Origin of the sequence: Klebsiella sp. JB_Kp031, from assembly GCF_040064295.1 — a bacterium.
Taxonomy (GTDB): domain Bacteria; phylum Pseudomonadota; class Gammaproteobacteria; order Enterobacterales; family Enterobacteriaceae; genus Klebsiella; species Klebsiella quasipneumoniae.
In genome coordinates this window covers 38,355-64,248 of sequence record NZ_JBEAJW010000041.1, presented here as the reverse complement: position 1 = coordinate 64,248, position 25,894 = coordinate 38,355, and the positions used below count along the sequence as shown (strand labels likewise).

The window sequence follows — 25,894 nt, the reverse complement described above, 5'->3', positions numbered from 1 at the left end:
TGCGTTGGCTTAGTGTGCGGCTTCCGCCGGGCTGTTGACCTGACGGCAGTACAGTTCATAGCGCTGGCAAAACCATTCACGATGTTCTTCATCCATATTGCCGACGATGGCCTGAAGATCAACTGGCTGGCCCTGGGCGTGCATTCTGGCGAAACTTCGTGCCAAAAAATCAAAATTCTTCATTGAATACATGTCGTTATGGTTCATGCGCATACTCCTTCAGCGGTGGATGTTCTGATCAGTCATATGCCTTTTACTCACTTCAGTATTTACGCTTACCTTAACGCCATTTGTACGAAAAATGCGCTTAATATGATTATTTATTGCGCCAAATCATTTTCCACATCATTAAATAAAAACGGCCCGCGATATCGCTATCGCAGGCCGTGATGCCGCACCGTTATGGCGGGGGAATAACGAAACGGTTATTTTTCGCTATCTTTTTGTATTTTCTTAATAATGTTGGTGGTTGAGCAACCATCTTCAAAGTTGAGCACCAGCACTTCGCCACCGTTCGCCCAGACCTCTTCACTGCCGGCGATCTGCTCCGGTTTGTAGTCGCCGCCTTTCACCAGCAGATCCGGCAGGATCCCGGCAATCAGGCGCTGCGGTGTATCTTCTTCGAAGGAGACCACCCAGTCGACCGCCTCCAGCGCCCCCAGCACGATCATCCGCTGCTCCAGCGGGTTTACCGGGCGGGTTTCGCCTTTCAGTCGTTTGGTGGAGGCATCGCTGTTGACCGCCACGATCAGACGGTCGCCCAGTTTGCGCGCATTCGCCAGATAGGAGACATGGCCGGCGTGCAGAATGTCGAAGACGCCGTTGGTCATCACCACTTTCTCGCCGCGCTTGCGCGCCGCCGCAACCGCCTGTTTGAGTTCTTCTTCGCTCATCACGCCAAAGCCGGTCTCAGCCCGCCCGCGGACCGCGTTTTCCAGCTCGACAGGGGAAACGGTGGAGGTCCCCAGCTTACCGACCACCACGCCCGCCGCGGCGTTAGCGAAATAGCAGGCCTCTTCCAGGGTGTTGCCGGACGCCAGGGTCGCCGCCAGTACGCCAATCACCGTGTCGCCGGCGCCGGTGACATCGTACACTTCCTGAGCCTGGGTCGGCATATGCAGCGGCGGACGCCCCGGCTGCAGCAGCGTCATCCCCTGCTCTGAGCGCGTCACCAGCAGCGCTGACAGTTCGAATTCGGCGATAAGCTTCATGCCGCGCTCAACGATCTCCGCTTCATCCTGGCACTTGCCCACCACCGCTTCAAACTCAGAGAGGTTCGGGGTGAGCAGCGTTGCGCCGCGATAGCGTTCGAAATCGGTACCTTTCGGATCGATCAGCACCGGCACGCCTGCTTCACGGGCGAGCTTGATCATCGTCTGGACGCTGGTCAGCGCCCCTTTGGCGTAATCCGAGAGAACCAGCGCGCCAATGGCGCCCAGCGCCTGTTGAATGCGCTCGTGCATCGGCTGCGGATCAACGCCGGAGAAGCCCTCTTCAAAGTCGAGGCGGATCAGCTGCTGGTTGCGCGACAGCACCCGCAGCTTGGTGATGGTCGGGTGAGTCGGGACGGAGACGAAGTCGCACTTCACATTGACGTTGGCCAGCGCCTGGCTCAGCGCGCGAGCGGCGTCATCAATCCCGGTCAATCCCACCAGGCGCGACGTCGCCCCCAGGGAGGCGATGTTCATCGCTACGTTTGCCGCGCCGCCAGGACGTTCTTCGATATTTTCCACCTTCACCACCGGCACCGGGGCTTCCGGGGAAATACGACTGGTGGGGCCGTACCAGTAGCGGTCCAGCATCACATCACCCACCACCAACACTCCTGCACGTTCAAACTCCGGCAGCGTTACTTTCATGACTCTCTCCTGCGAGACGCAAACTTTGCGCGCGATAATAGCACACCCGATTTTATAGTTAAGCCATCAGCCACTTCTGCCAGCTGGCGCTGACCTGCTCACGCTCCCGGCTGAATGCCTCCGGCGCCACGTGTCCCGGCAGCTCCTGCAGGGCCAGGTGATGGAGCGCATCACGCAAGGTGGTGTACGCGTGCGTTAAAGCTCGCGCTTCCTCCTCGTCCATGATGTCGTTCTGCGCCAGCAGCTCGAGAATACGCACGTTATCAGACCAGCGGGTCAGCTTTGGCTTGTCGCTGGCATAGCGTAGGACCAGATACTGGGTAATAAATTCAATATCCGTGATCCCACCGGCATCGGCTTTGATATCAAAACGATCGGCATGTTTGTTGCCAAGGTGGGCGCGCATCTTCTCGCGCATCTCGCGAACCTCGGTCTGCAGGGTCGCGCCATCCCGCACGGTGGTCAGAATATCGCGCCGAATGGCGTCAAATCGCGCCTGCAGCGCCGGGTCGCCATAGACCACGCGAGCGCGCACCAGCGCCTGATGCTCCCATGTCCAGGCTTCGTTCTGCTGATAGTCGGCAAACGCGTCGGCGGTGGTGACCAGCATCCCCGCCGCGCCGGAAGGGCGCAGCCGGGCGTCAACTTCGTAGAGAATACCGGACGAAGTGCGGGTGCTGAACAGATGCATGATCCGCTGAGCCAGCCGCAGGTAGAACTGACGGCCGTCGATCTCCCGCTCGCCGTCGGTCATCACCTCCGGCGGGCAGTCATGGAGGAACACCAGGTCGAGATCGGAACTGTAGCCCAGCTCCCAGCCGCCGAGCTTGCCGTAGCCGACGACGGCGAAGCCGCGCCCCTGGCGATCGTGCAGATGGGTCGGCTGGCCGTAGCGGGCCACCATCTGTCCCCATGCCTGCTGCACCACCGCGTCGAGGATGGCTTCGGCAAGCCAGGTTAAGTGATCGCTAACCTTCATCACCGGTAGCGTGCCAGCGATATCCGCCGCGGCGATATGCAGCTGCTGCGCCTGCTTGAACTGGCGCAATGCCTCCAGCTGCTGCTCTTCATCCTCTTCCGGCACCCGCAGCAGATACTGACGCAGCTCATCGCGATAGGCATCGGTCGCCGTCGGCTGATAGAGGGTGTTGGGATCCAGTAGCTCATCAAGCAGCAGGGGGTGGCGCGCCAGCTGGCTGGCGACCATCGGCGACGCGGCGCAGAGCGTAATCAGGTGCTTCAGCGCGCCGGGGAATTCGCTCAGCAGTTCAAGATAGGTGGTGCGAGTGACGATCCCGGTCAACAGCGGCGTGATCCGAGCCAGAGGCAGCGGCGCATCGGCGCGCGAGCAGATTTCGCTCAGCAGATGCGGCATCAGTTGATCCAGCACCTGGCGGCCGCGCGGGCCGATGGTGCGCCGATCCAGCTCTTTACGGAAATCGGCAATCAGCGCCAGCACGCTGCGGCGGTCGGCGTCGTTTAAATGCGCCAGCGCCGGGCTGGCGTCATCTTCTTCCAGCGCATCCTGCCACAGCTCGCGCCAGTACTCGGCGAGCTGCTCATCCGGCGACTGAGCCTCATCATCGCCGATCAGCTCATTAAACACCCGCCGCACGCTGGCCATATGGCTCGCCAGCTGCGCACTCAGCGTCTCCCAGTCGTCAGTATGCATCCCCCACGCCAGCCTGGCGCGGTTCAGTTCATCCTGCGGCAGAGTCTGGGTCTGCTCATCGTTGATGCTCTGCAGCAGATTTTCCAGCCGGCGCAGGAACAGATAGGCCGCGCGCAGCAGCGCCGCGTCGCCTTCCGGCAGCAGATGCAGCTCATCAATCGCCGCCAGCGTCGGCAGCAGCGCCCGCTGCTGCAGCGCAGGTTCGCGACCGCCGCGGATCAGCTGAAAGACCTGCACGATAAACTCAATTTCACGGATCCCGCCGGCACCGAGCTTGATGTTGTCTTTCAGCCCGCGACGCCGCACTTCGCGAGCGATCATCCCTTTCATGTTACGCAGCGACTGGATCACGCTGAAGTCGATATAGCGGCGGAAGACGAAGGGGCGAAGCATCGCGCGCAGCTCGCTGGCGTAGGCGTCGTCGTTATCGCCCATGATCCGCGCTTTCACCATCGCGTAGCGTTCCCAGTCCCGGCCCTGCTCCTGGTAATAATCCTCCAGTGCCGCAAAGCTGAGCACCAGCGGCCCGCTGTCGCCAAACGGTCGCAGGCGCATGTCCACCCGATAGACAAAGCCGTCCTGCGTCGGCTGGTCGAGCGCCTTGATCAGCCGCTGCCCCAGGCGGGTAAAGAACTGGGCGTTATCCAGCTCGCGGCGGCCGCCGCGGGTGGCGCCATGCTCAGGCCAGGCAAAAATCAGATCGATATCGGAAGAGAAGTTCAGCTCGCCGCCGCCCAGCTTTCCCATCCCGAGGATCAGCAGCGGCTGCGGCTGACCCTCAGCGTTGCAGGGCGTTCCCCACTCCTTACAGCAGGCGGCATACAGCCAGTCGCGAGCGGCGACAATCAGGGTCTCTGCCAGGACGCTCAGCTGCTGCAGCGTCTCTTCTTCGCTTACCAGCGACAGCGCCTGCGCCCAGGCAATGCGGACCATCATCTGGCGGCGGAAAAGACGCAGCTCTCGCATCAACCCCGCTTCGTCAGCCACCGCTTGCAGGCGATCCTGCAGCCAGGTCTCGTAATGCCGCCACTCTTCCGCCTCCGGCGAGGAGTCCGCAAGCTCGTTCAGCCAGCCTGGCTGGGCGATCACACTCTGTTCGACAAAATCACTGAACGCCATCACCGACCGGGCCTGCGGGCTCAGTTCGGCGACGGGAAAATCCGCTGGCAGGCGGTCAGCGACCGTCTGCCAGTGCTGCTGTAACTGCGAAGAAAGCGGCATCATAGGGGCTCCCTGGCCTGTAATTATCGTTTTCCACTATGCAGCCAGAACGGCTCGGCAGCCAGCGCCTGGCGACGGAAATATTCAAAGACGCTGCGGTCGTCATGCTCTATCGCACGCTGAAGCTCCTGCCAGTTCTCCAGCCACGGCGCGACGGCGTCGCCATAGGCGCCCGCCAGCAGCTGGACGCTGTCGATATCGCGGGACAGCTTCGGCAACTGGTCGGCGGCATCTTCAACCGCCAGATGCTGCACGGCGCTGCGCAGCTCGGCCGCCACCCGCGAGAGGTTAATATCGGCAAACCGTTTGAACGATCCGGCTATTTTTTTCTCTCCCGCCTCGTTGAGGAACGGACGCCAGCCGCGCTGGACCAGCCATTCGGTCAGCGCCAGTTTGGCGGCGACGACCTCGGTGCGGAATAACGCCTCCTCGGCGGTGTCCGCGGCCAGCAGCGCGGCTTCGGCGTCGTTCAGCAAGGCGCGGAGGTGGGTGGTCGCCTTCCGCGGCACGATGCCGCCGAACAGCACGAGGGCATGGCGCACGCGGGCCAACGCCAGCAGGATTTCCGCTTTAGCTTTCGCGTTGCCGCGCAGCCAGACCTCATCGTGATACAGCCAGTGCGCCAGGGCGCTCTCCAGCGCCGCCTCCAGCCCCTGCTCCACGCTGGCCTTCGCCGCCACCGGCAGCACCGCCAGCCGGGCCACCGGGCGCTCATTGTTGCCTTGCGCCAGATGATACCCGCGCGCGGCTTTGCTCAGGCTCCCCTGACGCAGGACGCCGCTCTCCAGCAAACGATGCGCGAAGCGCAGCAGATCGGCGGTCTCCCCGGCGAGCAACTCCAGCTCCAGCTCGCAGATCGGCTCCTGATGCTCGCCCGCCTTCACTTCGCCGCGATCGAGGGCAATCTCAATCTCACTCTTTCCTTCCTGGATCACCCAGCGTTCACGGGCAAAATCGGTGCTGAACAGCGGCTGGACATGCTCCGCCAGCGCGGTCGGAAGTTCCCCTTGCGGCCAGACCTCCGCCGGCAGGCGCTCAAGCGCCAGCTCCGGTTTATCCAGGGGAATATTGTATTCCGGGCGCTGGTGCAGGCCGCCCACCACCCGACCGGCGATTTTCAGCGTCATTTCATAACGGCCCTGATCGCCGCGGATGCGCAGCCCCATGTCGTGACGACGCAGCCAATTATCGGCGGTTTCGTAATAAATGTTCAGCAACTGGCCCGCGGGCGTATGTTTCGCCTCGAGCGCATTGAGCTGCTCGCGCAGCGTCTCTACCCCATCCTGAGCGACGATAAACTTAAGTTCGATTTCTTGAGCCATGACTGAATTCTTCCGCTTCTGTGCTGCGCCGACAAATTGCGGCGAACTTACGACGATATTTTTTGTCAGTAGATAGTATTTTGCGGCGAATCGCCATGCAACGCGCTTTTTGCCGGGCCACCTCCTGGATGATTCCGATTGTGGCGGAAAACTTTGCGTCGCTCTGGCGATGCCTCTACTATCGTTCCACTTTTTATGACCAAACGATGACCTGATGCCAAAATTACGCCTGATTACTTTTACTTTGCTCGCGCTTAGCGCCGCCACGGCGGTTCACGCAGAAGAAAAGCGCTACGTTTCCGATGAGCTTAACACCTGGGTTCGCAGCGGCCCGGGCGATAATTATCGTCTGGTCGGCACCATCAACGCCGGGGAAGAAGTGGCGGTGCTGCAAACCAACGACAGCACCAGCTACGCGCAGATCCGCGACGCCAATGGGCGTACTGCCTGGATCCCGCTGAAAGAGCTGAGCAACGAGCCCAGCCTGCGCACCCGCGTCCCGGATCTGGAAAACCAGGTCAAAACGCTGACCGATAAGCTGAATAATATCGACGCCACCTGGAACCAGCGCACGGCGGATATGCAGAAGAAAGTCGCCGGCAGCGACAGCGTGATCAACGCGCTGAAAGACGAGAACCAAAAGTTGAAAAACGAGCTGGTTGTCGCGCAGAAGAAGGTGAATGCGGCGAATCTGCAGCTTGATGACAAACAGCGCACCATTATCATGCAGTGGTTTATGTACGGCGGCGGCGTGCTGGGCGTCGGTCTGCTGCTGGGTCTGGTTCTGCCGCATCTGGTGCCAAGCCGCAAACGTAAAGACCGGTGGATGAACTAATTCGTCTTCTCTGCCAGACTTACGTATCATCTTGCAAAAAACAGATACGGGAGAATCAGGCGTGAAGAGTTATCTGGTCGGCGGTGCGGTGCGCGACGCGCTGTTAGGACTGCCGGTCAAAGACCGAGACTGGGTGGTGGTGGGCGCCACCCCGCAACAGATGCTTGACGCGGGCTATCAGCAGGTAGGCCGCGACTTTCCCGTGTTCCTTCATCCGCAAAGCCGGGAAGAGTATGCCCTGGCCCGCACCGAGCGCAAATCCGGCGCAGGCTATACCGGTTTTACCTGCTATGCCGCCCCGGACGTCACCCTCGAAGCGGATCTGCTGCGCCGTGACCTGACGGTCAACGCCCTCGCCCAGGATGCCGACGGCGCAATTATCGATCCCTACGGCGGACAAAACGATCTCCGCCAGCGTCTGCTGCGCCATGTCTCCCCCGCCTTTAGCGAAGATCCGCTGCGCGTGCTGCGCGTGGCGCGCTTTGCCGCCCGCTATGCCCATCTCGGTTTTCGCATTGCCGAAGAGACCCAGACCCTGATGGCCGCCATGGTTGAGGCCGGCGAACTGGCCCATTTAACGCCGGAGCGGGTGTGGAAAGAGACGGAAAGCGCGTTGACCACCCGCAACCCGCAGGTCTTTTTTCAGACGCTGCGCGACTGCCAGGCCCTCAAGGTGCTGTTCCCGGAGATTGACGCACTGTACGGCGTGCCGGCCCCGGCCAAATGGCACCCGGAAATCGACACCGGCCTGCACACCCTGATGACCGTCACGATGGCCGCGATGCTGTCGCCGGACGTCGATGTGCGCTTCGCCACCCTATGCCATGACCTCGGCAAAGGGCTGACGCCGAAAGCGCTCTGGCCGCGTCACCACGGCCATGGCCCGGCGGGAGTCAAGCTAGTGGAACAGCTCTGCGCGCGTCTGCGGGTGCCGAACGATATCCGCGATCTCGCGAAACTGGTGGCGGAGTATCATGATCTGATCCACACCCTGCCGATCCTGCAGCCGAAAACCCTCGTCAAACTCTTCGACAGCATTGACGCCTGGCGTAAACCGCAGCGCGTGCAGCAGATCGCCCTCACCAGCGAAGCCGACGTTCGCGGGCGCACCGGTTTCGAGGCTAGCGATTATCCGCAGGGGCGCCTGCTATTAGAGGCCTGGGAAGTGGCGCGGTCGGTCTCCACCAAAGAGGTGGTGGCGGCGGGGTTTAAAGGGGCGGAAATTCGCGAGGAGCTGACGCGGCGGAGAATTGCGGCGGTGGCGCAGTGGAAGGAACAGCGTTGCCCCCAGCCGCAAGGCTGAGGGCGCAGGCCTTAGAAGAAGACCACGTAAACCGCTGCCGCGACGATAAAGCGGTAGATAGCGAACGGAATGAACGAGATCCGTTTGATCAGCTGCAGGAAGGTTTTAATCGCAATCAGCGCCACGATAAACGCCATCACGAAGCCGACGGCAAACATCGGGACATCGCCCATGTTGAGGAAGCCGATGCTCTTGTAGACGTCCAGCACCGTGGCGCCCATCATCATCGGTACCGCCAGCAGGAATGAGAATTCCGACGCCGCGTAGCGGCTGACGCCCATCAGCATGCCGCCGGAGATGGTCGCCCCTGAGCGGGAGAAGCCCGGCCACAGCGCCAGGCACTGGAAGCAGCCGATAACGAACGCCTGACGATAGGTCATATCGTCAATCCCGACCGCGCGCGGCTGTTTCGGCTTCAGCACTTCCGCCGCAATTAACAGCACACCGCCGACAATCAGGGCGTACATCACGTTTACCGGGTTAAACAAAGATTTAATGGTGTCGTGGAAAATAAGCCCCATCACCACCGCGGGGATCATGCCGAGAAGGATATGGATAAGCGACAAGCGACCGCTGCCTTTACCTTCGTGCTCCGGCGGCCTGCCGAAATGGATGCCGATCAGGCCGAACAGGCGACGCCAGAACATGACCACCACGGCGAGTATCGAGCCTAGCTGAATAACCACTTCAAAGGTATTTGCCGTATCACCTTCAAACCCCAGCAGGTGACCAACAATAATCATATGACCGGTACTGGAAACAGGTAAAAACTCTGTCAACCCCTCAACCACACCCAATATTGCCGCCACCAGCAGCGAGTGTATATCGCTCATCCAATTAAACCCTTTAAAAAAGTAAAATGAAAAAAACCAGGAACACGGTATCGTTCAACAGGCACAACCCGACTGCCAGAGGGCGCGCAATCCGCAGCATACACGGCGTACACAAGGATTCGCCTGCCGTTCTGGTAGAAGATCGCCAGTAAAATTGCCTGATGACCGGATGCTATGACCGGTATAAACGCAATTTGTTTAACAAGTATGACCTGAAAAGTTTTGTTTCAGATTAAGGCCACGTTCAATAATCACCCCGACGTTTGCCGCGCGAGCCACGGCGCCAGGTTTGCTGACTTTAATGCGCACCCATGGCGACTGGAATGTCTCCAGCAGCAGGTCGGCCACCTCTTCCGCCACCCGCTCCACTAACGCGAATTTTCCCCCCTCAACATGCGCGATGACGCGCTCGCTGATATCAGCATAGCTGAGGCAATCGCTGACATCATCGCTGGCGGCCGCCTTGCGGTTATCCCATGCAATTTCGATATCGAACACCAGCTTCTGCTCAATGGTTTGTTCCCAGTCATAAACACCAATGGTGGTGATTACCGAAAGTTGCTCTATAAATACAATATCCATCACGCCCTGCCTGCTTTTTAGCTAAACCGGATACCACTTCCGGCGAATTATGCGTATTATCCACAGATGCAGAGAATACAACGACATTTTCAAAACGGAACAGCGTTATGAGTGCAATCGCGCCTGGACTGGTACTCCTCGCCTACCTCTGCGGCTCCATTTCCAGCGCCATTCTGGTATGTCGCCTTGCTGGCCTGCCCGACCCACGCGACAGCGGCTCAGGCAACCCCGGGGCCACTAACGTACTACGAATTGGCGGAAAAGGGGCGGCCGTAGCGGTACTTATTTTTGATGTGCTGAAGGGCATGCTGCCGGTATGGGGCGCCTGGGCGCTGGGCCTGACGCCGTTCTGGCTGGGTTTAGTGGCGATTGCCGCCTGCGTGGGCCATATCTGGCCGGTTTTCTTTCATTTCCGCGGCGGTAAAGGCGTCGCCACGGCCTTCGGCGCTATCGCCCCCATCGGCCTCGACCTGACCGGCGTGATGGCCGGGACCTGGCTGCTGACCATCCTGCTCAGCGGTTACTCTTCCCTTGGCGCTATCGTCAGCGCGCTGATCGCTCCGTTCTACGTCTGGTGGTTTAAACCGCAGTACACCTTCCCGGTGTCGATGCTCTCCTGCCTGATCCTCCTGCGCCATCACGACAACATTCAGCGTCTGTGGCGCCGCCAGGAGAGCAAAATCTGGACGCGTGTGAAGAAGAAAAAAACGCCAGAAGAGAAGTAATCTCCCCTCCCGGCCCCGCCAGCCGGAGGGATCCCCGCTTCTATTTACCTGTCTCACCCGCCTTTTCGCCTTACGTCGTCATGATTGGCGATCTTCACCACATCCCTCTTTTGTAACAATGCGTTAGCGGTGACCCACAGCAAAAATCACGCCAGCGACCAGCGGCGCGGCGTCCCTCCCGCTGGCGCCTTTTCCGCCGCGGCCAGGCAGCGGATCAGGATATTGACGGCAATGATTATCCGGGTGAATAATCCGGAGCGGTTATGCCGCTTTCCCCTCGCGCCCAATGCGACGCTGCGGGTAACAGATGACATAAGCGTTTCGTATGACCGGGATAATCTCCCGCCGATCAATACTCATTGCTGCTGTTTTATCTTGATTTTGCAGGGGCGCAACATTGCACGGCACCGTGTTACCACCACTCAAAAAAGGCTGGCAGGCCACGCTGGATCTGCGCTTTCAGCAGGCCGGCGGCAAGACCGTTCTCGCCAGCGCCCAACACGTCGGCCCGCTGACCGTCCAGCGCCCGTTTTACCCTGAAGAAGAGACCTGTCACCTCTATCTGCTTCACCCCCCCGGCGGCATCGTCGGCGGTGATGAACTGACGATTAGCGCCCACCTTGATCCCGGCTGCCATACCCTGATAACCATGCCTGGCGCCAGCAAGTTTTACCGCAGCAGCGGCGCACAAGCACTTTTGCGCCAGCAGTTGATCCTCGCCCCGCAGGCGACCCTGGAGTGGCTCCCGCAGGATGCCATCTTCTTTCCCGGGGCGAACGCCCGGCTGTCCACCACCTTTCACCTGTGTGCCTCCAGCACCCTGCTGGCCTGGGATCTGCTCTGCCTTGGCCGCCCGGTGATCGGCGAAACCTTCAGCCACGGCACCCTCAGCAACCGGCTGGAGGTATGGGTGGACGATGAGCCGCTGCTGGTCGAGCGCCTGCACCTGCAGGAGGGAGAGCTCTCCAGCATCGCTGGACGTCCCTGGGTCGGCACGCTGCTGTGCTATCCGGCAACCGATGCCCTGCTCGACGGGGTGCGCGACGCGCTGGCGCCGCTCGGCCTCTACGCCGGCGCCAGCCTGACCGATCACCTGCTGACGGTGCGCTTCCTCAGCGACGATAATCTGATTTGCCAGCAGGTGATGCGCGACGTCTGGCAGTTTCTGCGCCCTCATCTCACCGGCAAGTCCCCCGTACTCCCCCGAATCTGGCTGACTTAAGAGAACGTTATGGAACTGACCCCCCGAGAAAAAGACAAGCTGTTGCTGTTTACCGCCGCGCTGGTGGCGGAACGCCGCCTGGCCCGCGGCCTGAAGCTCAACTATCCGGAATCCGTGGCCCTGATCAGCGCCTTTATTATGGAAGGCGCCCGCGACGGCAAAAGCGTGGCCTCGCTAATGGAGGAAGGTCGTCACGTCCTGACCCGCGAGCAGGTGATGGAAGGCGTCCCGGAAATGATCCCGGATATCCAGGTCGAAGCCACCTTCCCGGACGGCTCGAAGCTGGTCACCGTTCACAACCCGATTATCTGAGGCAGCGCCATGATCCCTGGTGAATATCACGTTAAGCCCGGCCAGATAGCCCTCAACACCGGCCGGGCGACCTGTCGCGTGGTCGTTGAAAACCACGGCGATCGGCCGATTCAGGTCGGTTCGCACTACCATTTCGCCGAGGTCAACCCGGCGCTGAAGTTCGACCGTCAGCAGGCCACCGGCTATCGCCTGAATATCCCGGCCGGCACGGCGGTACGCTTTGAACCTGGCCAGAAACGCGAGGTTGAGCTGGTGGCCTTCGCCGGTCACCGCGCCGTCTTCGGCTTCCGCAGCGAAGTCATGGGCCCACTGGAGGCAAACGATGAGTAATATTTCACGCCAGGCCTATGCCGACATGTTCGGCCCCACCGTCGGCGATAAGGTGCGCCTGGCCGACACCGAGCTGTGGATCGAGGTGGAGGACGATTTGACCACCTACGGGGAAGAGGTCAAATTCGGCGGCGGCAAAGTGATCCGCGACGGGATGGGCCAGGGACAGATGCTGGCCGCCGACTGTGTTGACCTGGTGCTCACCAACGCGCTGATCGTCGATCACTGGGGCATCGTTAAGGCCGATATCGGCGTGAAGGACGGCCGGATCTTCGCCATCGGCAAAGCCGGCAACCCCGACATCCAGCCCAACGTCACCATCCCCATCGGCGCCGCGACGGAAGTGATTGCCGCCGAAGGAAAAATCGTCACCGCCGGCGGGATCGATACCCATATTCACTGGATCTGTCCGCAACAGGCGGAAGAGGCGCTGGTCTCCGGCGTGACCACCATGGTCGGCGGCGGCACCGGCCCGGCGGCGGGTACCCATGCCACCACCTGCACCCCGGGGCCATGGTATATCTCACGCATGCTGCAGGCGGCCGACAGCCTGCCGGTTAATATCGGCCTGTTGGGCAAGGGCAACGTTTCTCAGCCGGACGCTCTACGCGAGCAGGTGGCGGCGGGCGTTATTGGCCTGAAGATCCATGAGGACTGGGGCGCCACCCCGGCGGCGATCGACTGCGCATTAACCGTCGCCGATGAGATGGATATTCAGGTCGCCCTGCACAGCGACACCCTCAATGAGTCCGGTTTTGTGGAAGATACCCTTGCCGCCATCGGCGGGCGCACCATTCACACCTTTCATACCGAAGGGGCCGGCGGCGGCCATGCGCCGGACATCATCACCGCCTGCGCCCACCCGAACATTTTGCCGTCCTCCACCAACCCAACGCTGCCCTACACCCTCAACACCATCGACGAACATCTCGATATGCTGATGGTCTGCCACCATCTGGACCCGGACATCGCCGAGGACGTGGCCTTTGCCGAGTCGCGCATTCGCCGGGAAACCATCGCCGCAGAAGACGTGCTGCACGACCTTGGCGCCTTCTCGCTCACCTCCTCCGATTCGCAGGCCATGGGCCGCGTCGGAGAAGTGGTTCTCCGCACCTGGCAGGTGGCGCACCGCATGAAGGTGCAGCGCGGCGCGCTGGCGGAGGAGACCGGGGATAACGACAACTTCCGCGTGAAGCGCTACATCGCCAAATACACCATCAACCCGGCGCTGACCCACGGCATCGCGCACGAAGTCGGCTCCATTGAGGTGGGTAAGCTGGCGGACCTGGTGGTCTGGTCGCCTGCCTTCTTCGGCGTGAAACCGGCCACCGTGATCAAGGGCGGCATGATCGCCATCGCGCCGATGGGCGATATCAATGCCTCTATTCCGACCCCGCAGCCGGTACACTACCGTCCGATGTTTGGCGCGCTGGGCAGCGCCCGCCATCACTGCCGCCTCACCTTCCTGTCGCAGGCAGCGGCGGACCATGGCGTAGCCGAGCGGCTGAACCTGCGCAGCGCGATTGCCGTGGTGAAAGGCTGCCGCACGGTGCAGAAAGCCGACATGGTGCACAACAGCCTGCAGCCTAACATCACCGTCGACGCGCAGACCTATGAGGTGCGAGTGGATGGCGAACTCATCACCAGCGAGCCGGCAGAGGTTCTGCCGATGGCGCAACGTTATTTTCTGTTTTAAGGAGTGCGGATGCTTTATTTAACTCAACGTCTGGAGACCCCCGCCGCCGCGACCGCCAGCGTTACGCTGCCGATTGATGTTCGCGTCAAAAGCCGGGTAAAAGTTACCCTCAACGATGGCCGGGAAGCCGGTCTGCTGCTGCCCCGCGGCCTGCTGCTGCGCGGCGGCGATGTGCTGAGTAACGAAGACGGCACCGAATTTGTGCAGGTGATTGCCGCTGATGAAGGGGTGTCGGTGGTGCGCTGCGACGACCCGTTTATGCTGGCGAAGGCCTGCTATCACCTCGGCAACCGTCACGTACCGCTGCAGATTATGCCGGGCGAGCTGCGCTACCATCACGATCACGTGCTGGACGATATGCTGCGCCAGTTCGGCCTGACGGTGACCTTTGGCCAGCTGCCGTTCGAGCCGGAAGCCGGCGCTTACGCCAGCGAAAGCCACGGTCATCATCATGCTCATCATGACCACCACGCTCACAGCCACTAGCATGTCGACAGCGGAACAACGCCTGCGGCTGATGCAGCTGGCCAGCAGCAACCTGCCGGTAGGAGGTTACAGCTGGTCCCAGGGGCTGGAGTGGGCTGTGGAAGCCGGCTGGGTGCCGGACGTCGCGGCCTTCGAGCGCTGGCAGCGACGGCAGATGACGGAAGGCTTTTTTACCGTTGACCTGCCGCTGTTCGCCCGCCTGTACCGCGCCTGCGAACAAGGCGATATCGCCGCGGCCCGGCGCTGGACGGCTTATCTGCTGGCCTGCCGGGAGACCCGTGAACTGCGGGAGGAAGAGCGCAACCGCGGCGCGGCGTTTGCCCGCCTGCTGAGCGACTGGCAGCCGGACTGCCCGCCGCCGTGGCGCACGCTGTGCCAGCAAAGCCAGCTCGCCGGGATGGCCTGGCTCGGCGTGCGCTGGCGCATCGCGCTGCCCGAGATGGCCTTAAGCCTGGGCTACAGCTGGATTGAGAGCGCCGTAATGGCCGGCGTCAAGCTGGTGCCCTTCGGCCAGCAGGCCGCCCAGCAGCTCATTTTACGTCTTTGCGACCACTACGCGGCGGCGATGCCCCGCGCACTGGCCGCGCCGGACGGCGATATCGGATCGGCCACGCCGCTCGCCGCCATCGCCTCTGCCCGGCATGAAACCCAATACTCCCGATTATTCCGTTCCTAGGAGAAGCCATGAATTCTTATAAACACCCGCTGCGCGTCGGCGTCGGCGGCCCGGTCGGCTCTGGTAAAACCGCCCTGCTGGAAGCGCTGTGCAAAGCGATGCGCGATACCTGGCAGCTGGCGGTGGTCACTAACGACATCTATACCAAAGAAGATCAGCGCATCCTCACCGAAGCGGGCGCGCTGGCCCCTGAACGCATTGTCGGTGTAGAAACCGGCGGCTGCCCGCACACAGCGATCCGCGAAGATGCCTCGATGAACCTCGCCGCCGTGGAAGCGCTGAGTGAAAAGTTCGGTAACCTCGACCTTATCTTCGTGGAAAGCGGCGGCGATAACCTGAGCGCCACCTTCAGCCCGGAGCTGGCGGATCTGACCATCTACGTCATTGACGTGGCCGAAGGGGAGAAGATCCCGCGCAAAGGCGGGCCGGGGATCACCAAATCCGATTTTCTGGTGATCAATAAAACCGACCTTGCCCCCTATGTCGGCGCTTCGCTGGAGGTGATGGCCAGCGATACCCAGCGTATGCGCGGCGATCGCCCGTGGACCTTCACCAATCTGAAGCAGGGAGACGGCCTGAGCACCATTATCGCCTTCCTCGAAGACAAAGGCATGCTCGGCAAATAGGCCTGTTGCACCAGCCGGGCGCAGACGCGTCCGGATGGTGCAACCCCTGCTCTCTCTTCTATCACCCTGCGCTCCCCTCCCCGCCACGCCTGCCCTGCAATATGGCATAAGGTTTGCTAATTCAAGTCATGCCTAACCATTAAGGAATGACTATGTCATCACTGGATCTCAACCCTGAATTACCCGCGACAGCGCGGACTTCCGGCTCCCGGGAAACCTTAGAAGATTACACCTTACGTTACGCCCCGCTGAGCTTCCGCCGCTGGGGACCGGGCGTCGTCGCGGTCACGGCGCTGGGCGGCATCGCCTATCTGGCGGACTTTTCCATCGGCGCCAGCATCGGTATGGCCTGGGGCACCAGCAACGCCATCTATTCGATCCTGGTGGCGGCGCTGGTGATCTTCCTCACCGGCATTCCGCTGGCGATCACCGCCGCGCGCTACAACATTGACCTTGACCTGATCACCCGCAGCGCCGGCTTCGGCTATTTCGGCTCAGTGATCACCAGCATTATTTTTGCCGGCTTCACCTTTATCTTCTTCGCCCTCGAAGGCTCGATCATGGCCCAGGGGCTGCTGGTGGGCCTCGGGATACCGCTGTGGATGGGGTATCTGATCGCCACCCTGATGGTGCTCCCGCTGGTGGTCTATGGCATGAAAGCCCTGACCCGCCTGCAGGTATGGACCACTCCACTGTGGCTGGTGCTGATGGTGGTGCCGGTGGTGTGGCTGATTGTCAAAGATCCGCAGCTGGTGGACGGCTTCCTGCATTTCGCTGGTAAAAACAGCGCGTCGACGGTGGATATCACCGCCATCATGCTCGGCGCCGGGGTATGCCTGTCGCTGATCATGCAAATTGGCGAGCAAATTGATTACCTGCGCTTTATGCCGCCTAAAACCGCGGAGAACCGTAAAAGCTGGTGGCTGGCGGTCTTTTCCGCCGGTCCGGGCTGGGTGGTGCTAGGCGCGATCAAACAGATCATCGGCGCCTTCCTCGGCTTCTATCTGTTGACCCGTTTTCCGGCGGTGCACAATACCGAACCGGTGCAGCAGTTCGTCAGCGTCTTCGATAATCTGGTGCCCGGCTGGCTGGCCCTGACGCTGGCGGTGGTGCTGGTGGTGATCTCGCAGATCAAAATTAACGTCACCAATGCCTACTCCGGCTCGTTGGCGTGGACCAGCGCCTGGACCCGCACCACCAAACGCTATCCGGGGCGGATTATTTTTGTGGTGGTCAATCTGGCGATTGCCCTGGCGCTGATGGAAGGCGATATGTTCAGCGCCCTGTCGTGGATCCTCGGCTTTTACTCCAACTTCGCTATCGCCTGGGTCGTGGTGGTGGCGACCGACATCACCTTTAATAAAGGCTTGCTCAAGCTGGCCCCGGCGCAGCCGGAATATCGTCGCGGCATGATCTACAACGTTAACCCGGTGGGCGTGGTTTCCTTTGGCCTGGCCGCCGGGCTGTCGATCTGCGCTTTCTTCGGCCTGCTGGGGACGACGTTGGCGCCGTTCTCACCGCTGATCGCGCTGGTCGTCGCCTTTTTCATGACCCCGCTGATGGGGATCCTCACCCGCGGGCGCTACTATATTAAGCAGGTGGATGACGGGATCGCCGAACCGCGCTATGACGCGGCGGGGAACGCCTCGACCACCGTGTATCAATGCGTTAGCTGTGAGGAAGAGTACGAGCGCCCGGACGTGATGCATTCACATAAGCATCAGGGTGCCATCTGCTCACTGTGTAAAAGTATGGAGTAGTCAGGTAGGCAGGTAGGCAGGCCGACGTGACGTCGGCCTGTTTCAGGTTGCGTTAGGCGGCAGGTAGTTCGGCCAGCGGCCAGCGCGGGCGGACCGTCACGCCGAGCTCAGCTTTGGCGCCGGTTTGCAGACGCACCATGCCGGCGTAGGCGATCATCGCGCCGTTATCGGTACAGAACTCAGGGCGGGCGTAGAATACCTCACCGCCGCGTTTTTGCATCATCTCCGCCAGCTTCGCCCGCAGGGTGCGGTTGGCGCTCACGCCTCCCGCCATCACCAGACGCTTAAAGCCGGTTTGCTCCAGCGCGCGGCGACATTTAATCATCAGCGTATCGACAACCGCATCCTCAAACGCGCGGGCGATGTCGGCGCGGGTTTGTTCATCGTCGCCGTTGCTGCGAATGGTGTTGGCGGCGAAGGTCTTCAGTCCGGAGAAGCTGAAGTCCAGCCCCGGACGGTCGGTCATCGGACGCGGGAAGACGAAGCGGCCTTCAGTACCCTGGGACGCCATTTTCGACAGCATCGGCCCGCCGGGATAATCCAGCCCCAGCAGTTTCGCGGTTTTATCAAAGGCTTCGCCCGCCGCATCGTCAATCGACTCGCCCAGCAGTTCGTACTGGCCGATACCGGTGACGCTGATCAGCTGCGTATGGCCGCCGGAAACCAGCAGCGCGACGAACGGGAACGCCGGCGGGTTATCTTCCAGCATCGGCGCCAGCAGGTGCCCTTCCATATGGTGTACCGGGATCGCCGGCACGTTCCAGGCGAAGGCCAGCGACCGGCCAACGGTCGCCCCGACCAGCAGCGCGCCGACCAGGCCAGGACCCGCCGTATAGGCGACGGCGTCGATATCTTTCGCCGTCAGGCCGGCCTCTTTCAGCGCCGCCTGGATCAGCGGCACCGTTTTGCGCACGTGGTCGCGCGATGCCAGCTCCGGCACCACGCCGCCGTAGTCCGCATGCAGTTTCACCTGACTATACAATTGGTTGGCTAACAGACCTTGCTGGTCGTCATAAATCGCGATGCCGGTTTCATCGCAGGATGTTTCAATGCCCAGTACACGCATGAGTTGTTTTACCTCGCTTCAATACCGCGCAGTGTAGGTCCAATGACCGGCGATGTAAAACTTTGCTCACCCCTGGTGTTCTCTTCGTGTATACTCCCCACCCTTATAAAAGTCCCTTTCAAAAAAGGCGCAGGTGCTTTACAAAGCAGCAGTAGTTGCAGTAAAATTCCGCACCATTTTGAAATAAGCTGGCATTGCGGCCAGCGGCAAACCGAATTAATCAAAGGTGAGAGGCACATGCCGGTAATTAAAGTACGTGAAAACGAGCCGTTCGACGTAGCTCTGCGTCGCTTCAAGCGTTCCTGCGAAAAAGCAGGTGTTCTGGCGGAAGTTCGTCGTCGTGAGTTCTATGAAAAACCGACTACCGAACGTAAGCGCGCTAAAGCTTCTGCAGTGAAACGTCACGCGAAGAAACTGGCTCGCGAAAACGCACGCCGTACTCGTCTGTACTAATCTGTTGAGAGCGACGCTCTCAATTCAGACCGAGTTGTAGTTGTAAGGCCGTGCTTCCGAAAGGAATGCGCGGCTTATTTTCGTTTATAGTCATCAGAAATAACGGGGCTTATGGCTGGACGAATTCCACGTGTATTTATTAGCGATCTGCTTGCCAGAACCGACATCGTCGATCTGATCGATGCGCGGGTAAAGCTGAAAAAGCAGGGCAAAAATTTTCACGCGTGCTGTCCGTTCCATAACGAAAAAACCCCCTCTTTCACCGTCAACGGTGAAAAACAGTTTTACCACTGCTTCGGCTGCGGGGCGCACGGCAATGCTATCGATTTCCTGATGAACTACGACAAGCTCGAGTTCGTGGAAACGGTCGAAGAGCTGGCCGCCATGCACAACCTCGAAGTGCCTTATGAAGCAGGCAACGGACCCAGCCAGATAGAGCGCCATCAACGGCAGAACCTCTACCAGTTACTGGATGGTCTGAATACGTTTTATCAACAGTCTCTGATGCAGCCCGCCGCCGACCCTGCGCGCCAGTACCTGGCAAAACGGGGGTTAAGCAGCGAGGTGATTACGCGCTTTGCCATCGGCTATGCTCCCCCAGGTTGGGATAACGTTTTAAAACGTTTTGGCGGCAATCAGGAAAACCGCCAGTCGCTTATTGATGCCGGCATGCTGGTCACCAACGATCAGGGACGCAGTTACGACCGCTTCCGCGAACGGGTGATGTTCCCCATCCGCGATAAGCGAGGCCGGGTGATTGGGTTTGGCGGACGGGTGCTGGGCGATGCCCTGCCGAAGTATCTCAACTCCCCGGAAACCGACATATTCCATAAAGGCCGTCAGCTATATGGCCTGTATGAAGCGCAGCAGGACAACCCCGAACCACCGCGTTTGCTGGTTGTCGAAGGCTATATGGACGTCGTGGCGCTGGCGCAGTACGACATCAATTATGCTGTCGCCTCGCTGGGTACCTCGACCACGGCCGATCATATCCAGCTGCTGTTCCGGGTGACCAATAACGTCATCTGCTGCTACGACGGCGACCGGGCCGGCCGCGATGCCGCCTGGCGCGCGCTGGAGACGGCGCTGCCGTACATGACCGATGGTCGCCAGCTGCGTTTTATGTTTCTGCCTGACGGCGAAGACCCGGATACGCTGGTGCGTAAAGAGGGCAAAGCGGCGTTCGAGGCGCGGATGGAGCAGGCTCAGCCGCTCTCCACGTTCTTGTTTAACAGCCTGCTGCCGCAGGTCGACCTCAGCACACCGGACGGGCGCGCGCAGCTGAGCACGCTGGCGCTGCCGCTGATAACCCAGGTGCCGGGCGAAACCCTGCGCATCTATTTGCGTCAGGAGCTGGGCAACAAGCTGGGCATTTTAGATGACGCCCAGCTTGAACGTTTAATGCCAAAACAGGCGGAAAATGGCGCCCCGCGCCCCGCACCACAGCTAAAACGCACGACCATGCGTATACTGATAGGACTGCTGGTGCAAAACCCGGATCTGGCGCCGTTAGTCCCACCGCTGGAGGGGCTGGACTCGCGCAAAATGCCGGGGCTGAGCCTGTTCGGCGAGCTGGTGAAGAGCTGTCTGGCGCAGCCTGGTCTGACAACCGGGCAACTTTTAGAGCAATATCGCGGCACAAAAGAGGCCGCAACCCTTGAAAAACTGTCGATGTGGGACGATATAGCAGATAAAGATATCGCTGAACAAACCTTCACCGACTCGCTCAACCATATGTTTGATTCACTGCTGGAACTGCGACAGGAAGAGTTGATTGCTCGCGATCGCACACACGGTTTAAGCAGTGAGGAACGCCGGGAGCTCTGGACCATCAGCCAGGAGCTGGCGAAGAAATAAATGACAGACTCAGTCATTCACGTTGCATTGATGCAGCAGCAGAACGCAGAGCGACGTGAAGGACACCGTATTTAACGGCTTAAGTGCCGAGTATCGATCGGGAAGCCCCCGACAGCCGCGCAGAGGCGCAGCGGCAATAATATAAGTACGCCCTCGCTTTAAATGTCGACAGCCCGCCTGCCGACACCAATCAAACGAATTAAGTGTGGATACCGTCTTATGGAGCAAAACCCGCAGTCACAGCTGAAGCTTCTTGTCCAACGTGGTAAGGAGCAAGGCTATCTGACCTATGCCGAGGTCAATGACCATCTGCCGGAAGATATCGTCGATTCCGATCAGATCGAAGACATCATCCAAATGATCAACGACATGGGCATTCAGGTGATGGAAGAAGCACCGGATGCCGATGATCTGATGCTTGCCGAAAACACCGCGGATGAAGATGCTGCCGAAGCCGCCGCGCAGGTGCTCTCCAGCGTGGAATCCGAAATCGGGCGTACGACCGACCCGGTGCGCATGTACATGCGTGAAATGGGTACCGTAGAGCTGCTGACCCGTGAAGGCGAAATCGACATCGCCAAACGCATTGAAGACGGCATCAACCAGGTGCAGTGCTCCGTTGCCGAATACCCGGAAGCGATCACCTACCTGCTTGAGCAGTACGACCGCGTGGAAGCGGAAGAAGCCCGTCTGTCCGATCTGATCACCGGTTTCGTCGATCCGAACGCCGAAGAAGATATGGCGCCGACCGCCACCCACGTTGGCTCCGAGCTGTCTCAGGAAGAGATGGATGACGACGAAGACGAAGACGAAGATGAAGACGCCGACGACAACAGCGATGACGACAACAGCATCGACCCTGAGCTGGCCCGTGAGAAGTTCGCCGAGCTGCGTACCCAGTACGAGCTGACGCGCGACACTATCAAAGCCAAAGGTCGTAGCCATGCCGCCGCCCAGGAAGAGATCCTGAAGCTGTCTGAAGTCTTCAAGCAGTTCCGCCTGGTGCCGAAGCAGTTCGATTACCTGGTCAACAGCATGCGTAGCATGATGGATCGCGTTCGTACTCAGGAACGTATCATCATGAAGCTGTGCGTTGAGCAGTGCAAAATGCCGAAGAAAAACTTCATCACCCTGTTCACCGGCAACGAAACCAGCGAAACCTGGTTCAACGCCGCGGTGGCGATGAACAAGCCGTGGTCCGAGAAGCTGCTGGAAGTGAAAGAAGACGTGCAGCGCGGCCTGCAGAAGCTGCAGCAGATCGAAGAAGAGACCGGCCTGACCATCGAGCAAGTGAAGGATATCAACCGTCGCATGTCCATCGGTGAAGCGAAAGCCCGCCGTGCGAAGAAAGAGATGGTGGAAGCGAACCTGCGTCTGGTTATCTCGATCGCCAAGAAATACACCAACCGCGGTCTGCAGTTCCTCGACCTGATTCAGGAAGGCAACATCGGTCTGATGAAAGCGGTGGATAAGTTCGAATACCGTCGCGGCTACAAGTTCTCGACCTACGCTACCTGGTGGATCCGTCAGGCGATCACCCGCTCCATCGCGGATCAGGCGCGCACCATCCGTATTCCGGTGCATATGATTGAGACCATCAACAAGCTCAACCGTATCTCCCGTCAGATGCTGCAGGAGATGGGCCGTGAACCGACCCCGGAAGAGCTGGCTGAGCGCATGCTGATGCCGGAAGACAAAATCCGTAAAGTGCTGAAGATCGCCAAAGAGCCTATCTCCATGGAAACGCCGATCGGCGACGATGAAGATTCGCATCTGGGGGATTTCATCGAGGATACCACCCTCGAGCTGCCGCTGGATTCCGCGACCACCGAGAGCCTGCGTGCGGCAACGCACGACGTGCTGGCCGGCCTTACCGCTCGTGAAGCGAAAGTCCTGCGTATGCGTTTCGGTATCGACATGAACACCGACCACACGCTGGAAGAAGTGGGTAAACAGTTCGACGTTACTCGTGAACGTATCCGTCAGATCGAAGCGAAGGCGCTGCGTAAACTGCGCCACCCGAGCCGTTCTGAAGTGCTGCGTAGCTTCCTCGACGATTAATCGTCGCGGAACAGCGTCCAAAGCCGGTTAAAAAGCTCCCTGCGGGGAGCTTTTTTTATGGCGTTTCGCTGGCCGCTCGGGGAAAGCCGCCGCTCTCCGCTACTGACCGCGGGTCGCCAGGGCATCATCCAGTTCACGATAGGCCGCCACCAGCTTATCGAGCGTCGCCCGGTTTAAACCGCTGGGATTGGGCAGCACCCACACCTGGGTCGTGCCAATGGTCATCGCCTGTTTCCCCCACTTCGCCCCGCGCTGGTTAAAGGCCAGCTCGAAGGCCTGCTTGCCGAGCACCGCCAGGGCCTGCGGCTGATACTCCTCAATCTTCTTCACCAGCTCACGGCCGCCGCTGCGCAGCTCCTGCAGGGCGACCTCGCTGGCCTGCACCGTCGGACGCTCAACCAGCATGGTGATGCCGCAGCGCGTATCCAGCAGCTGCAGCTCCTCTTCCGGCCTGAGCTGCCGATCGGTAAAGCCGGCCTGATGGATGACCTTCCAGAAGCGGTTGCCAGGATGGGCAAAATGAAAGCCGGTATGGGCGGAAGACTTCCCCGGGTTGATACCGCAAAAGACGACGCGCAGGCCCGGCGCAAGGATATCGCTAATCATGTTTTCTCCGGCTGTATGGCTAAAACATGATTATAAAGGATTGAAAATGCATTGTTTATAAAAACAGCAGCTGCGCGCTTTACGCTGGATTGCAACCGTCAGTTACTTTATAATCCCTCGCCACGGCCCCTTAGCTCAGTGGTTAGAGCAGGCGACTCATAATCGCTTGGTCGTTGGTTCAAACCCAACAGGGGCCACCAAATTTTAGCAGTAAATACATACAGTTAGGCCACTCGAAAGAGTGGCTTTTTTGTTTCTAAATTTTAGAACAGCGATAAAATGGCAACATAAGCCGTTGAGCAATGCGCGTGGTCAGCATTTTCTTGCCATTCCGCTAAGAGGATAAAAAAATCCGTTATCGCGAAAAGGAAAATTTACGCTTACGCTAAAATAGACAGTGCTCTATCCTGGCAAAAGTTTGCGCAGGCCATCTGCGTTGTCCACCTCCCGAAGCCAGTCCATCATTGCCGCGTTCCTGTTTACTCTGTCTTACTACGCAAGGTCGGCATAAAACACCTTTCATTCCCGCAACGCTGGAATTCATACTGCTCACGATAACTTTAACAATTCAGGCCAATTTCCGAAAAATACCCCTTCCCTGTACCAGCTGATCAAAATCAACGCCCCCCTCCCGTCGCTCATATATACAACCCGCTGACTCACACAAAAGGATGAAAATATGAAAATACGGGATATATCAGTCAGTACCTGTCTGGCACTGTTATTAACGGGTTGCGTAGCTAAACCACCGATGGCGACGGAAAGCGAAATGAAAGAAGCCGCCGCTTTTGCCTTTAATGTCGATGTTTCGCAGGTGACCATTTCCGATGCGAAGCAGCAGGATGTGAAAACCAACTTTGTGGCGACCATCGGCAACACCCGCCATCGCTGCTATGTGACTAAAGCCGCCGAGCCGAAACTGTATGGACTGATCCCGCTGGGCGGCAGTAGCACCGTCTCGGATGCCATCTGTGCCGGCGCCAACCCGACGCCAGCGAGCAAAACCTGCGACGCCCTGTCGAAAAAAGCGGGCCGCTGCTGATCTTCGGCGCAGAAATTGGCCGCTAACTGCACGTTTAGTCACTTTTTCTGCCGCTTTACCGCGGTCGCTTAGTTCAGCGACCGCACCTGCTGATAAGAATTGAGCCGTTCCCGCAGCGAAGTCAGCCAGGCATCTGGCTCCTGACGGCAGATTTCGGTGAGGATCGGCGTCAGCACCAGCTCGGCTTCATGGAAGTCGGTCCACTCCGGCGGCTGCAGGGAAAAAGGATCGTTCATCAGCCAGATCACCATCGGCGTCCAGGTGCGCGGATCCAGCTGCAGATAATCCTGACAGCGCATCATATCGCGCGTCCGCGCCTCAGTGGTCGTCACGTCCTTTCCCACCGCGGCGTTACTTATTGCCAGGACGATTATTCCTGCCATCAGACGTTTCCAAGCACATTTTCGCCAGAGGGGGCGCTTTGCTTTTACCATTGTTATTATTTTACCTGCCAGCTGTCACCGGACGATATTCCCGGCACCTCACCTTAAAAAGCGCAGATTAATCGTTTGCATTTTTTTTAACAGCAGACAGCGCTGAAGCAAGCGAACGCCTTTTCCTACAGCTGTCATCCCGATATGCAAATATATTCGGCAGGCACACATCCACAATATTTTCCCGGCCGAAAACGATTTGTGTTACAATTGCGCCTTATTACGGCACCGATAAAAATAACCCCCGCCGCACCTGCATCAGGCATCGCCCTCTTTTTTCATATCAGGATTTACGCCCCCATGAATGCGATAATCATTGACGATCATCCATTGGCACGTATCGCCATTCGCAACCTTCTCGACAGCAACGGCATTACCGTCGCAGCGGAACTCGACAGCGGCGCCCATGCGGTACAGACCGCCGAAACCATGCAGCCTGACCTGCTGATCGTCGACGTTGATATTCCGGAACTCAGCGGCATAGACGTTCTGGAGCAGCTGCGAAAACGCCGCTACCGGGGAAAAATCATCGTCATTTCCGCCAAGAATGAACTGTTTTACGGCAAACGTAGCGCCGACTGCGGGGCCAATGGTTTTGTGAGTAAAAAAGAGGGAATGAATAATATCCTCGCCGCGATCGACGCGGCCAATAATGGCTACAGCTATTTCCCTTTTTCACTGGAGCGCTTCTGCACCCACGGCATCACCGATCAGGACCGACTGGATACGCTGTCAACGCAGGAGATGAAGGTCTTCCGCTATATTCTCAGCGGCATCGACTACACCACCATCGGCAGCAAAATGAATATCAGCAATAAGACGGTAAGCACCTATAAGGTCCGTCTGATGGATAAATTAGGCTGCAGCTCCCTGCTTGAGCTTTATGACTTTGCGCAACGCAATAAAATAGGGTGA

General features: G+C 59.3%; 26 protein-coding genes, 1 tRNA gene and 2 pseudogenes. 19 read left to right on the top strand and 10 right to left on the bottom strand.

Going from position 1 to position 25,894, the window contains the following annotated elements; translation table 11 throughout:
- Positions 1 to 9: 9 nt before the first annotated feature.
- Entirely contained in the window at positions 10 to 207 is a 198-nt protein-coding gene (gene glgS / locus ABLV64_RS21670) for a cell surface composition regulator GlgS (protein WP_004205248.1), read from the bottom strand.
- Between glgS and ABLV64_RS21665 the strand changes: the two are divergent.
- Positions 199 to 345: pseudogene (locus ABLV64_RS21665) on the top strand (hypothetical protein); the annotation flags it as partial. The gene glgS and the pseudogene ABLV64_RS21665 sit on opposite strands and share 9 nt — an antisense overlap.
- An 80-nt stretch (positions 346 to 425) precedes the next feature.
- On the opposite strand, the gene hldE reads toward ABLV64_RS21665, so the two are convergent.
- The 3 genes from hldE to ABLV64_RS21650 are packed head-to-tail and all read right to left on the bottom strand — an operon-like array spanning position 426 to position 6,074.
- A complete protein-coding gene (gene hldE / locus ABLV64_RS21660; protein WP_064187774.1) occupies positions 426 to 1,859 on the bottom strand; it encodes a bifunctional D-glycero-beta-D-manno-heptose-7-phosphate kinase/D-glycero-beta-D-manno-heptose 1-phosphate adenylyltransferase HldE in 1,434 nt (477 codons plus the stop codon).
- 58 nt (positions 1,860 to 1,917) lie between these two features.
- Positions 1,918 to 4,755: a bifunctional [glutamate--ammonia ligase]-adenylyl-L-tyrosine phosphorylase/[glutamate--ammonia-ligase] adenylyltransferase gene (gene glnE, locus ABLV64_RS21655; RefSeq protein WP_004205250.1), complete on the bottom strand. Its 2,838-nt coding sequence runs from the start codon at positions 4,753 to 4,755 to the stop codon at positions 1,918 to 1,920.
- A 20-nt stretch (positions 4,756 to 4,775) separates the two neighbouring features.
- Positions 4,776 to 6,074, bottom strand: coding sequence for an inorganic triphosphatase (locus ABLV64_RS21650; RefSeq protein WP_023319168.1), 1,299 nt, complete (start codon positions 6,072 to 6,074; stop codon positions 4,776 to 4,778).
- A 214-nt stretch (positions 6,075 to 6,288) separates the two neighbouring features.
- Between ABLV64_RS21650 and ABLV64_RS21645 the strand changes: the two genes are divergently transcribed.
- Entirely contained in the window at positions 6,289 to 6,909 is a 621-nt protein-coding gene (locus tag ABLV64_RS21645; RefSeq protein ID WP_004205252.1) for a TIGR04211 family SH3 domain-containing protein, read from the top strand.
- 61 nt (positions 6,910 to 6,970) lie between these two features.
- The gene (locus ABLV64_RS21640) at positions 6,971 to 8,212 is read left to right on the top strand and encodes a multifunctional CCA addition/repair protein (RefSeq protein ID WP_017899740.1); all 1,242 of its coding nucleotides are present in this window, start codon (positions 6,971 to 6,973) and stop codon (positions 8,210 to 8,212) included.
- Between the two features lie 11 nt (positions 8,213 to 8,223).
- Here the strand turns inward: ABLV64_RS21640 and bacA are convergent, their stop codons facing one another.
- Complete coding sequence (gene bacA / locus ABLV64_RS21635) at positions 8,224 to 9,045, bottom strand: undecaprenyl-diphosphate phosphatase (protein WP_004205255.1); 822 nt, start codon at positions 9,043 to 9,045, stop codon at positions 8,224 to 8,226.
- 198 nt (positions 9,046 to 9,243) lie between these two features.
- Positions 9,244 to 9,627 carry a bifunctional dihydroneopterin aldolase/7,8-dihydroneopterin epimerase gene (gene folB, locus ABLV64_RS21630; protein WP_004150923.1) on the bottom strand — a complete coding sequence of 128 codons (384 nt, stop codon included), beginning with the start codon at positions 9,625 to 9,627 and terminating at the stop codon, positions 9,244 to 9,246.
- 107 nt (positions 9,628 to 9,734) lie between these two features.
- Here folB and plsY point away from each other — a divergent pair, with 107 nt between their 5' ends.
- Positions 9,735 to 10,352 carry a glycerol-3-phosphate 1-O-acyltransferase PlsY gene (gene plsY / locus ABLV64_RS21625; RefSeq protein WP_004205257.1) on the top strand — a complete coding sequence of 206 codons (618 nt, stop codon included), beginning with the start codon at positions 9,735 to 9,737 and terminating at the stop codon, positions 10,350 to 10,352.
- A gap of 149 nt (positions 10,353 to 10,501) precedes the next feature.
- A pseudogene (locus ABLV64_RS21620) lies at positions 10,502 to 10,603 on the top strand (hypothetical protein); the annotation flags it as partial.
- A 10-nt stretch (positions 10,604 to 10,613) separates the two neighbouring features.
- On the opposite strand, the gene ABLV64_RS21615 reads toward ABLV64_RS21620, so the two are convergent.
- Positions 10,614 to 10,760 (bottom strand): hypothetical protein, encoded by a 147-nt coding sequence (locus tag ABLV64_RS21615; protein WP_032426100.1) that lies wholly within the window; start codon positions 10,758 to 10,760, stop codon positions 10,614 to 10,616.
- Between ABLV64_RS21615 and ABLV64_RS21610 the strand changes: the two genes are divergently transcribed.
- From ABLV64_RS21610 to ABLV64_RS21575, 8 genes are all read left to right on the top strand, one after another.
- On the top strand, positions 10,750 to 11,574 hold the full coding sequence (locus tag ABLV64_RS21610) for an urease accessory protein UreD (protein ID WP_117263801.1): 825 nt from the start codon (positions 10,750 to 10,752) through the stop codon (positions 11,572 to 11,574). The two genes, ABLV64_RS21615 and ABLV64_RS21610, sit on opposite strands and share 11 nt — an antisense overlap.
- A 9-nt stretch (positions 11,575 to 11,583) precedes the next feature.
- Positions 11,584 to 11,886 (top strand): urease subunit gamma, encoded by a 303-nt coding sequence (locus tag ABLV64_RS21605; protein ID WP_002916871.1) that lies wholly within the window; start codon positions 11,584 to 11,586, stop codon positions 11,884 to 11,886.
- 9 nt (positions 11,887 to 11,895) lie between these two features.
- A complete protein-coding gene (locus ABLV64_RS21600) occupies positions 11,896 to 12,216 on the top strand; it encodes an urease subunit beta (protein WP_004205259.1) in 321 nt (106 codons plus the stop codon).
- On the top strand, positions 12,209 to 13,912 hold the full coding sequence (gene ureC / locus ABLV64_RS21595; protein WP_017899737.1) for an urease subunit alpha: 1,704 nt from the start codon (positions 12,209 to 12,211) through the stop codon (positions 13,910 to 13,912). Before ABLV64_RS21600 ends, ureC begins: the two co-directional genes overlap by 8 nt.
- 9 nt (positions 13,913 to 13,921) lie before the next feature.
- Positions 13,922 to 14,398 (top strand): urease accessory protein UreE, encoded by a 477-nt coding sequence (gene ureE, locus ABLV64_RS21590; RefSeq protein ID WP_017899736.1) that lies wholly within the window; start codon positions 13,922 to 13,924, stop codon positions 14,396 to 14,398.
- 1 nt (position 14,399) lies between these two features.
- Positions 14,400 to 15,074 (top strand): urease accessory protein UreF, encoded by a 675-nt coding sequence (locus ABLV64_RS21585; RefSeq protein WP_017899735.1) that lies wholly within the window; start codon positions 14,400 to 14,402, stop codon positions 15,072 to 15,074.
- A gap of 8 nt (positions 15,075 to 15,082) precedes the next feature.
- On the top strand, positions 15,083 to 15,700 hold the full coding sequence (gene ureG / locus ABLV64_RS21580; RefSeq protein ID WP_002916877.1) for an urease accessory protein UreG: 618 nt from the start codon (positions 15,083 to 15,085) through the stop codon (positions 15,698 to 15,700).
- Positions 15,701 to 15,852: 152 nt separating this feature from the next.
- On the top strand, positions 15,853 to 17,460 hold the full coding sequence (locus ABLV64_RS21575; protein WP_049003153.1) for a cytosine permease: 1,608 nt from the start codon (positions 15,853 to 15,855) through the stop codon (positions 17,458 to 17,460).
- Between the two features lie 52 nt (positions 17,461 to 17,512).
- Here ABLV64_RS21575 and tsaD read toward each other — a convergent pair whose 3' ends face one another.
- Positions 17,513 to 18,526, bottom strand: coding sequence for a tRNA (adenosine(37)-N6)-threonylcarbamoyltransferase complex transferase subunit TsaD (gene tsaD, locus ABLV64_RS21570; RefSeq protein ID WP_002916879.1), 1,014 nt, complete (start codon positions 18,524 to 18,526; stop codon positions 17,513 to 17,515).
- A 237-nt stretch (positions 18,527 to 18,763) separates the two neighbouring features.
- Here tsaD and rpsU point away from each other — a divergent pair, with 237 nt between their 5' ends.
- The 3 genes from rpsU to rpoD all read left to right on the top strand — a co-directional run bounded on the left by rpsU (position 18,764) and on the right by rpoD (position 22,897).
- Positions 18,764 to 18,979: a 30S ribosomal protein S21 gene (gene rpsU, locus ABLV64_RS21565; protein ID WP_001144069.1), complete on the top strand. Its 216-nt coding sequence runs from the start codon at positions 18,764 to 18,766 to the stop codon at positions 18,977 to 18,979.
- Between the two features lie 111 nt (positions 18,980 to 19,090).
- Positions 19,091 to 20,836, top strand: coding sequence for a DNA primase (gene dnaG / locus ABLV64_RS21560; protein WP_017899733.1), 1,746 nt, complete (start codon positions 19,091 to 19,093; stop codon positions 20,834 to 20,836).
- 219 nt (positions 20,837 to 21,055) lie between these two features.
- Positions 21,056 to 22,897, top strand: coding sequence for an RNA polymerase sigma factor RpoD (rpoD, locus tag ABLV64_RS21555; protein WP_004174339.1), 1,842 nt, complete (start codon positions 21,056 to 21,058; stop codon positions 22,895 to 22,897).
- A gap of 99 nt (positions 22,898 to 22,996) precedes the next feature.
- On the opposite strand, the gene mug is transcribed toward rpoD, so the two are convergent.
- Positions 22,997 to 23,503: a G/U mismatch-specific DNA glycosylase gene (gene mug / locus ABLV64_RS21550; RefSeq protein ID WP_004205266.1), complete on the bottom strand. Its 507-nt coding sequence runs from the start codon at positions 23,501 to 23,503 to the stop codon at positions 22,997 to 22,999.
- 124 nt (positions 23,504 to 23,627) lie between these two features.
- On the opposite strand from mug, the gene ABLV64_RS21545 reads away from it, so the two are divergent.
- Both ABLV64_RS21545 and ABLV64_RS21540 read left to right on the top strand, forming a co-directional pair.
- Positions 23,628 to 23,703 (top strand) — tRNA-Ile (locus ABLV64_RS21545).
- Between the two features lie 569 nt (positions 23,704 to 24,272).
- Positions 24,273 to 24,545, top strand: coding sequence for a hypothetical protein (locus ABLV64_RS21540; RefSeq protein ID WP_004205279.1), 273 nt, complete (start codon positions 24,273 to 24,275; stop codon positions 24,543 to 24,545).
- 68 nt (positions 24,546 to 24,613) lie between these two features.
- Here the strand turns inward: ABLV64_RS21540 and ABLV64_RS21535 are convergent, their stop codons facing one another.
- Positions 24,614 to 24,979 (bottom strand): HdeA/HdeB family chaperone, encoded by a 366-nt coding sequence (locus ABLV64_RS21535; RefSeq protein ID WP_075201815.1) that lies wholly within the window; start codon positions 24,977 to 24,979, stop codon positions 24,614 to 24,616.
- Between the two features lie 300 nt (positions 24,980 to 25,279).
- On the opposite strand from ABLV64_RS21535, the gene evgA reads away from it, so the two are divergent.
- The gene (gene evgA / locus ABLV64_RS21530; RefSeq protein ID WP_004205283.1) at positions 25,280 to 25,894 is read left to right on the top strand and encodes an acid-sensing system DNA-binding response regulator EvgA; all 615 of its coding nucleotides are present in this window, start codon (positions 25,280 to 25,282) and stop codon (positions 25,892 to 25,894) included.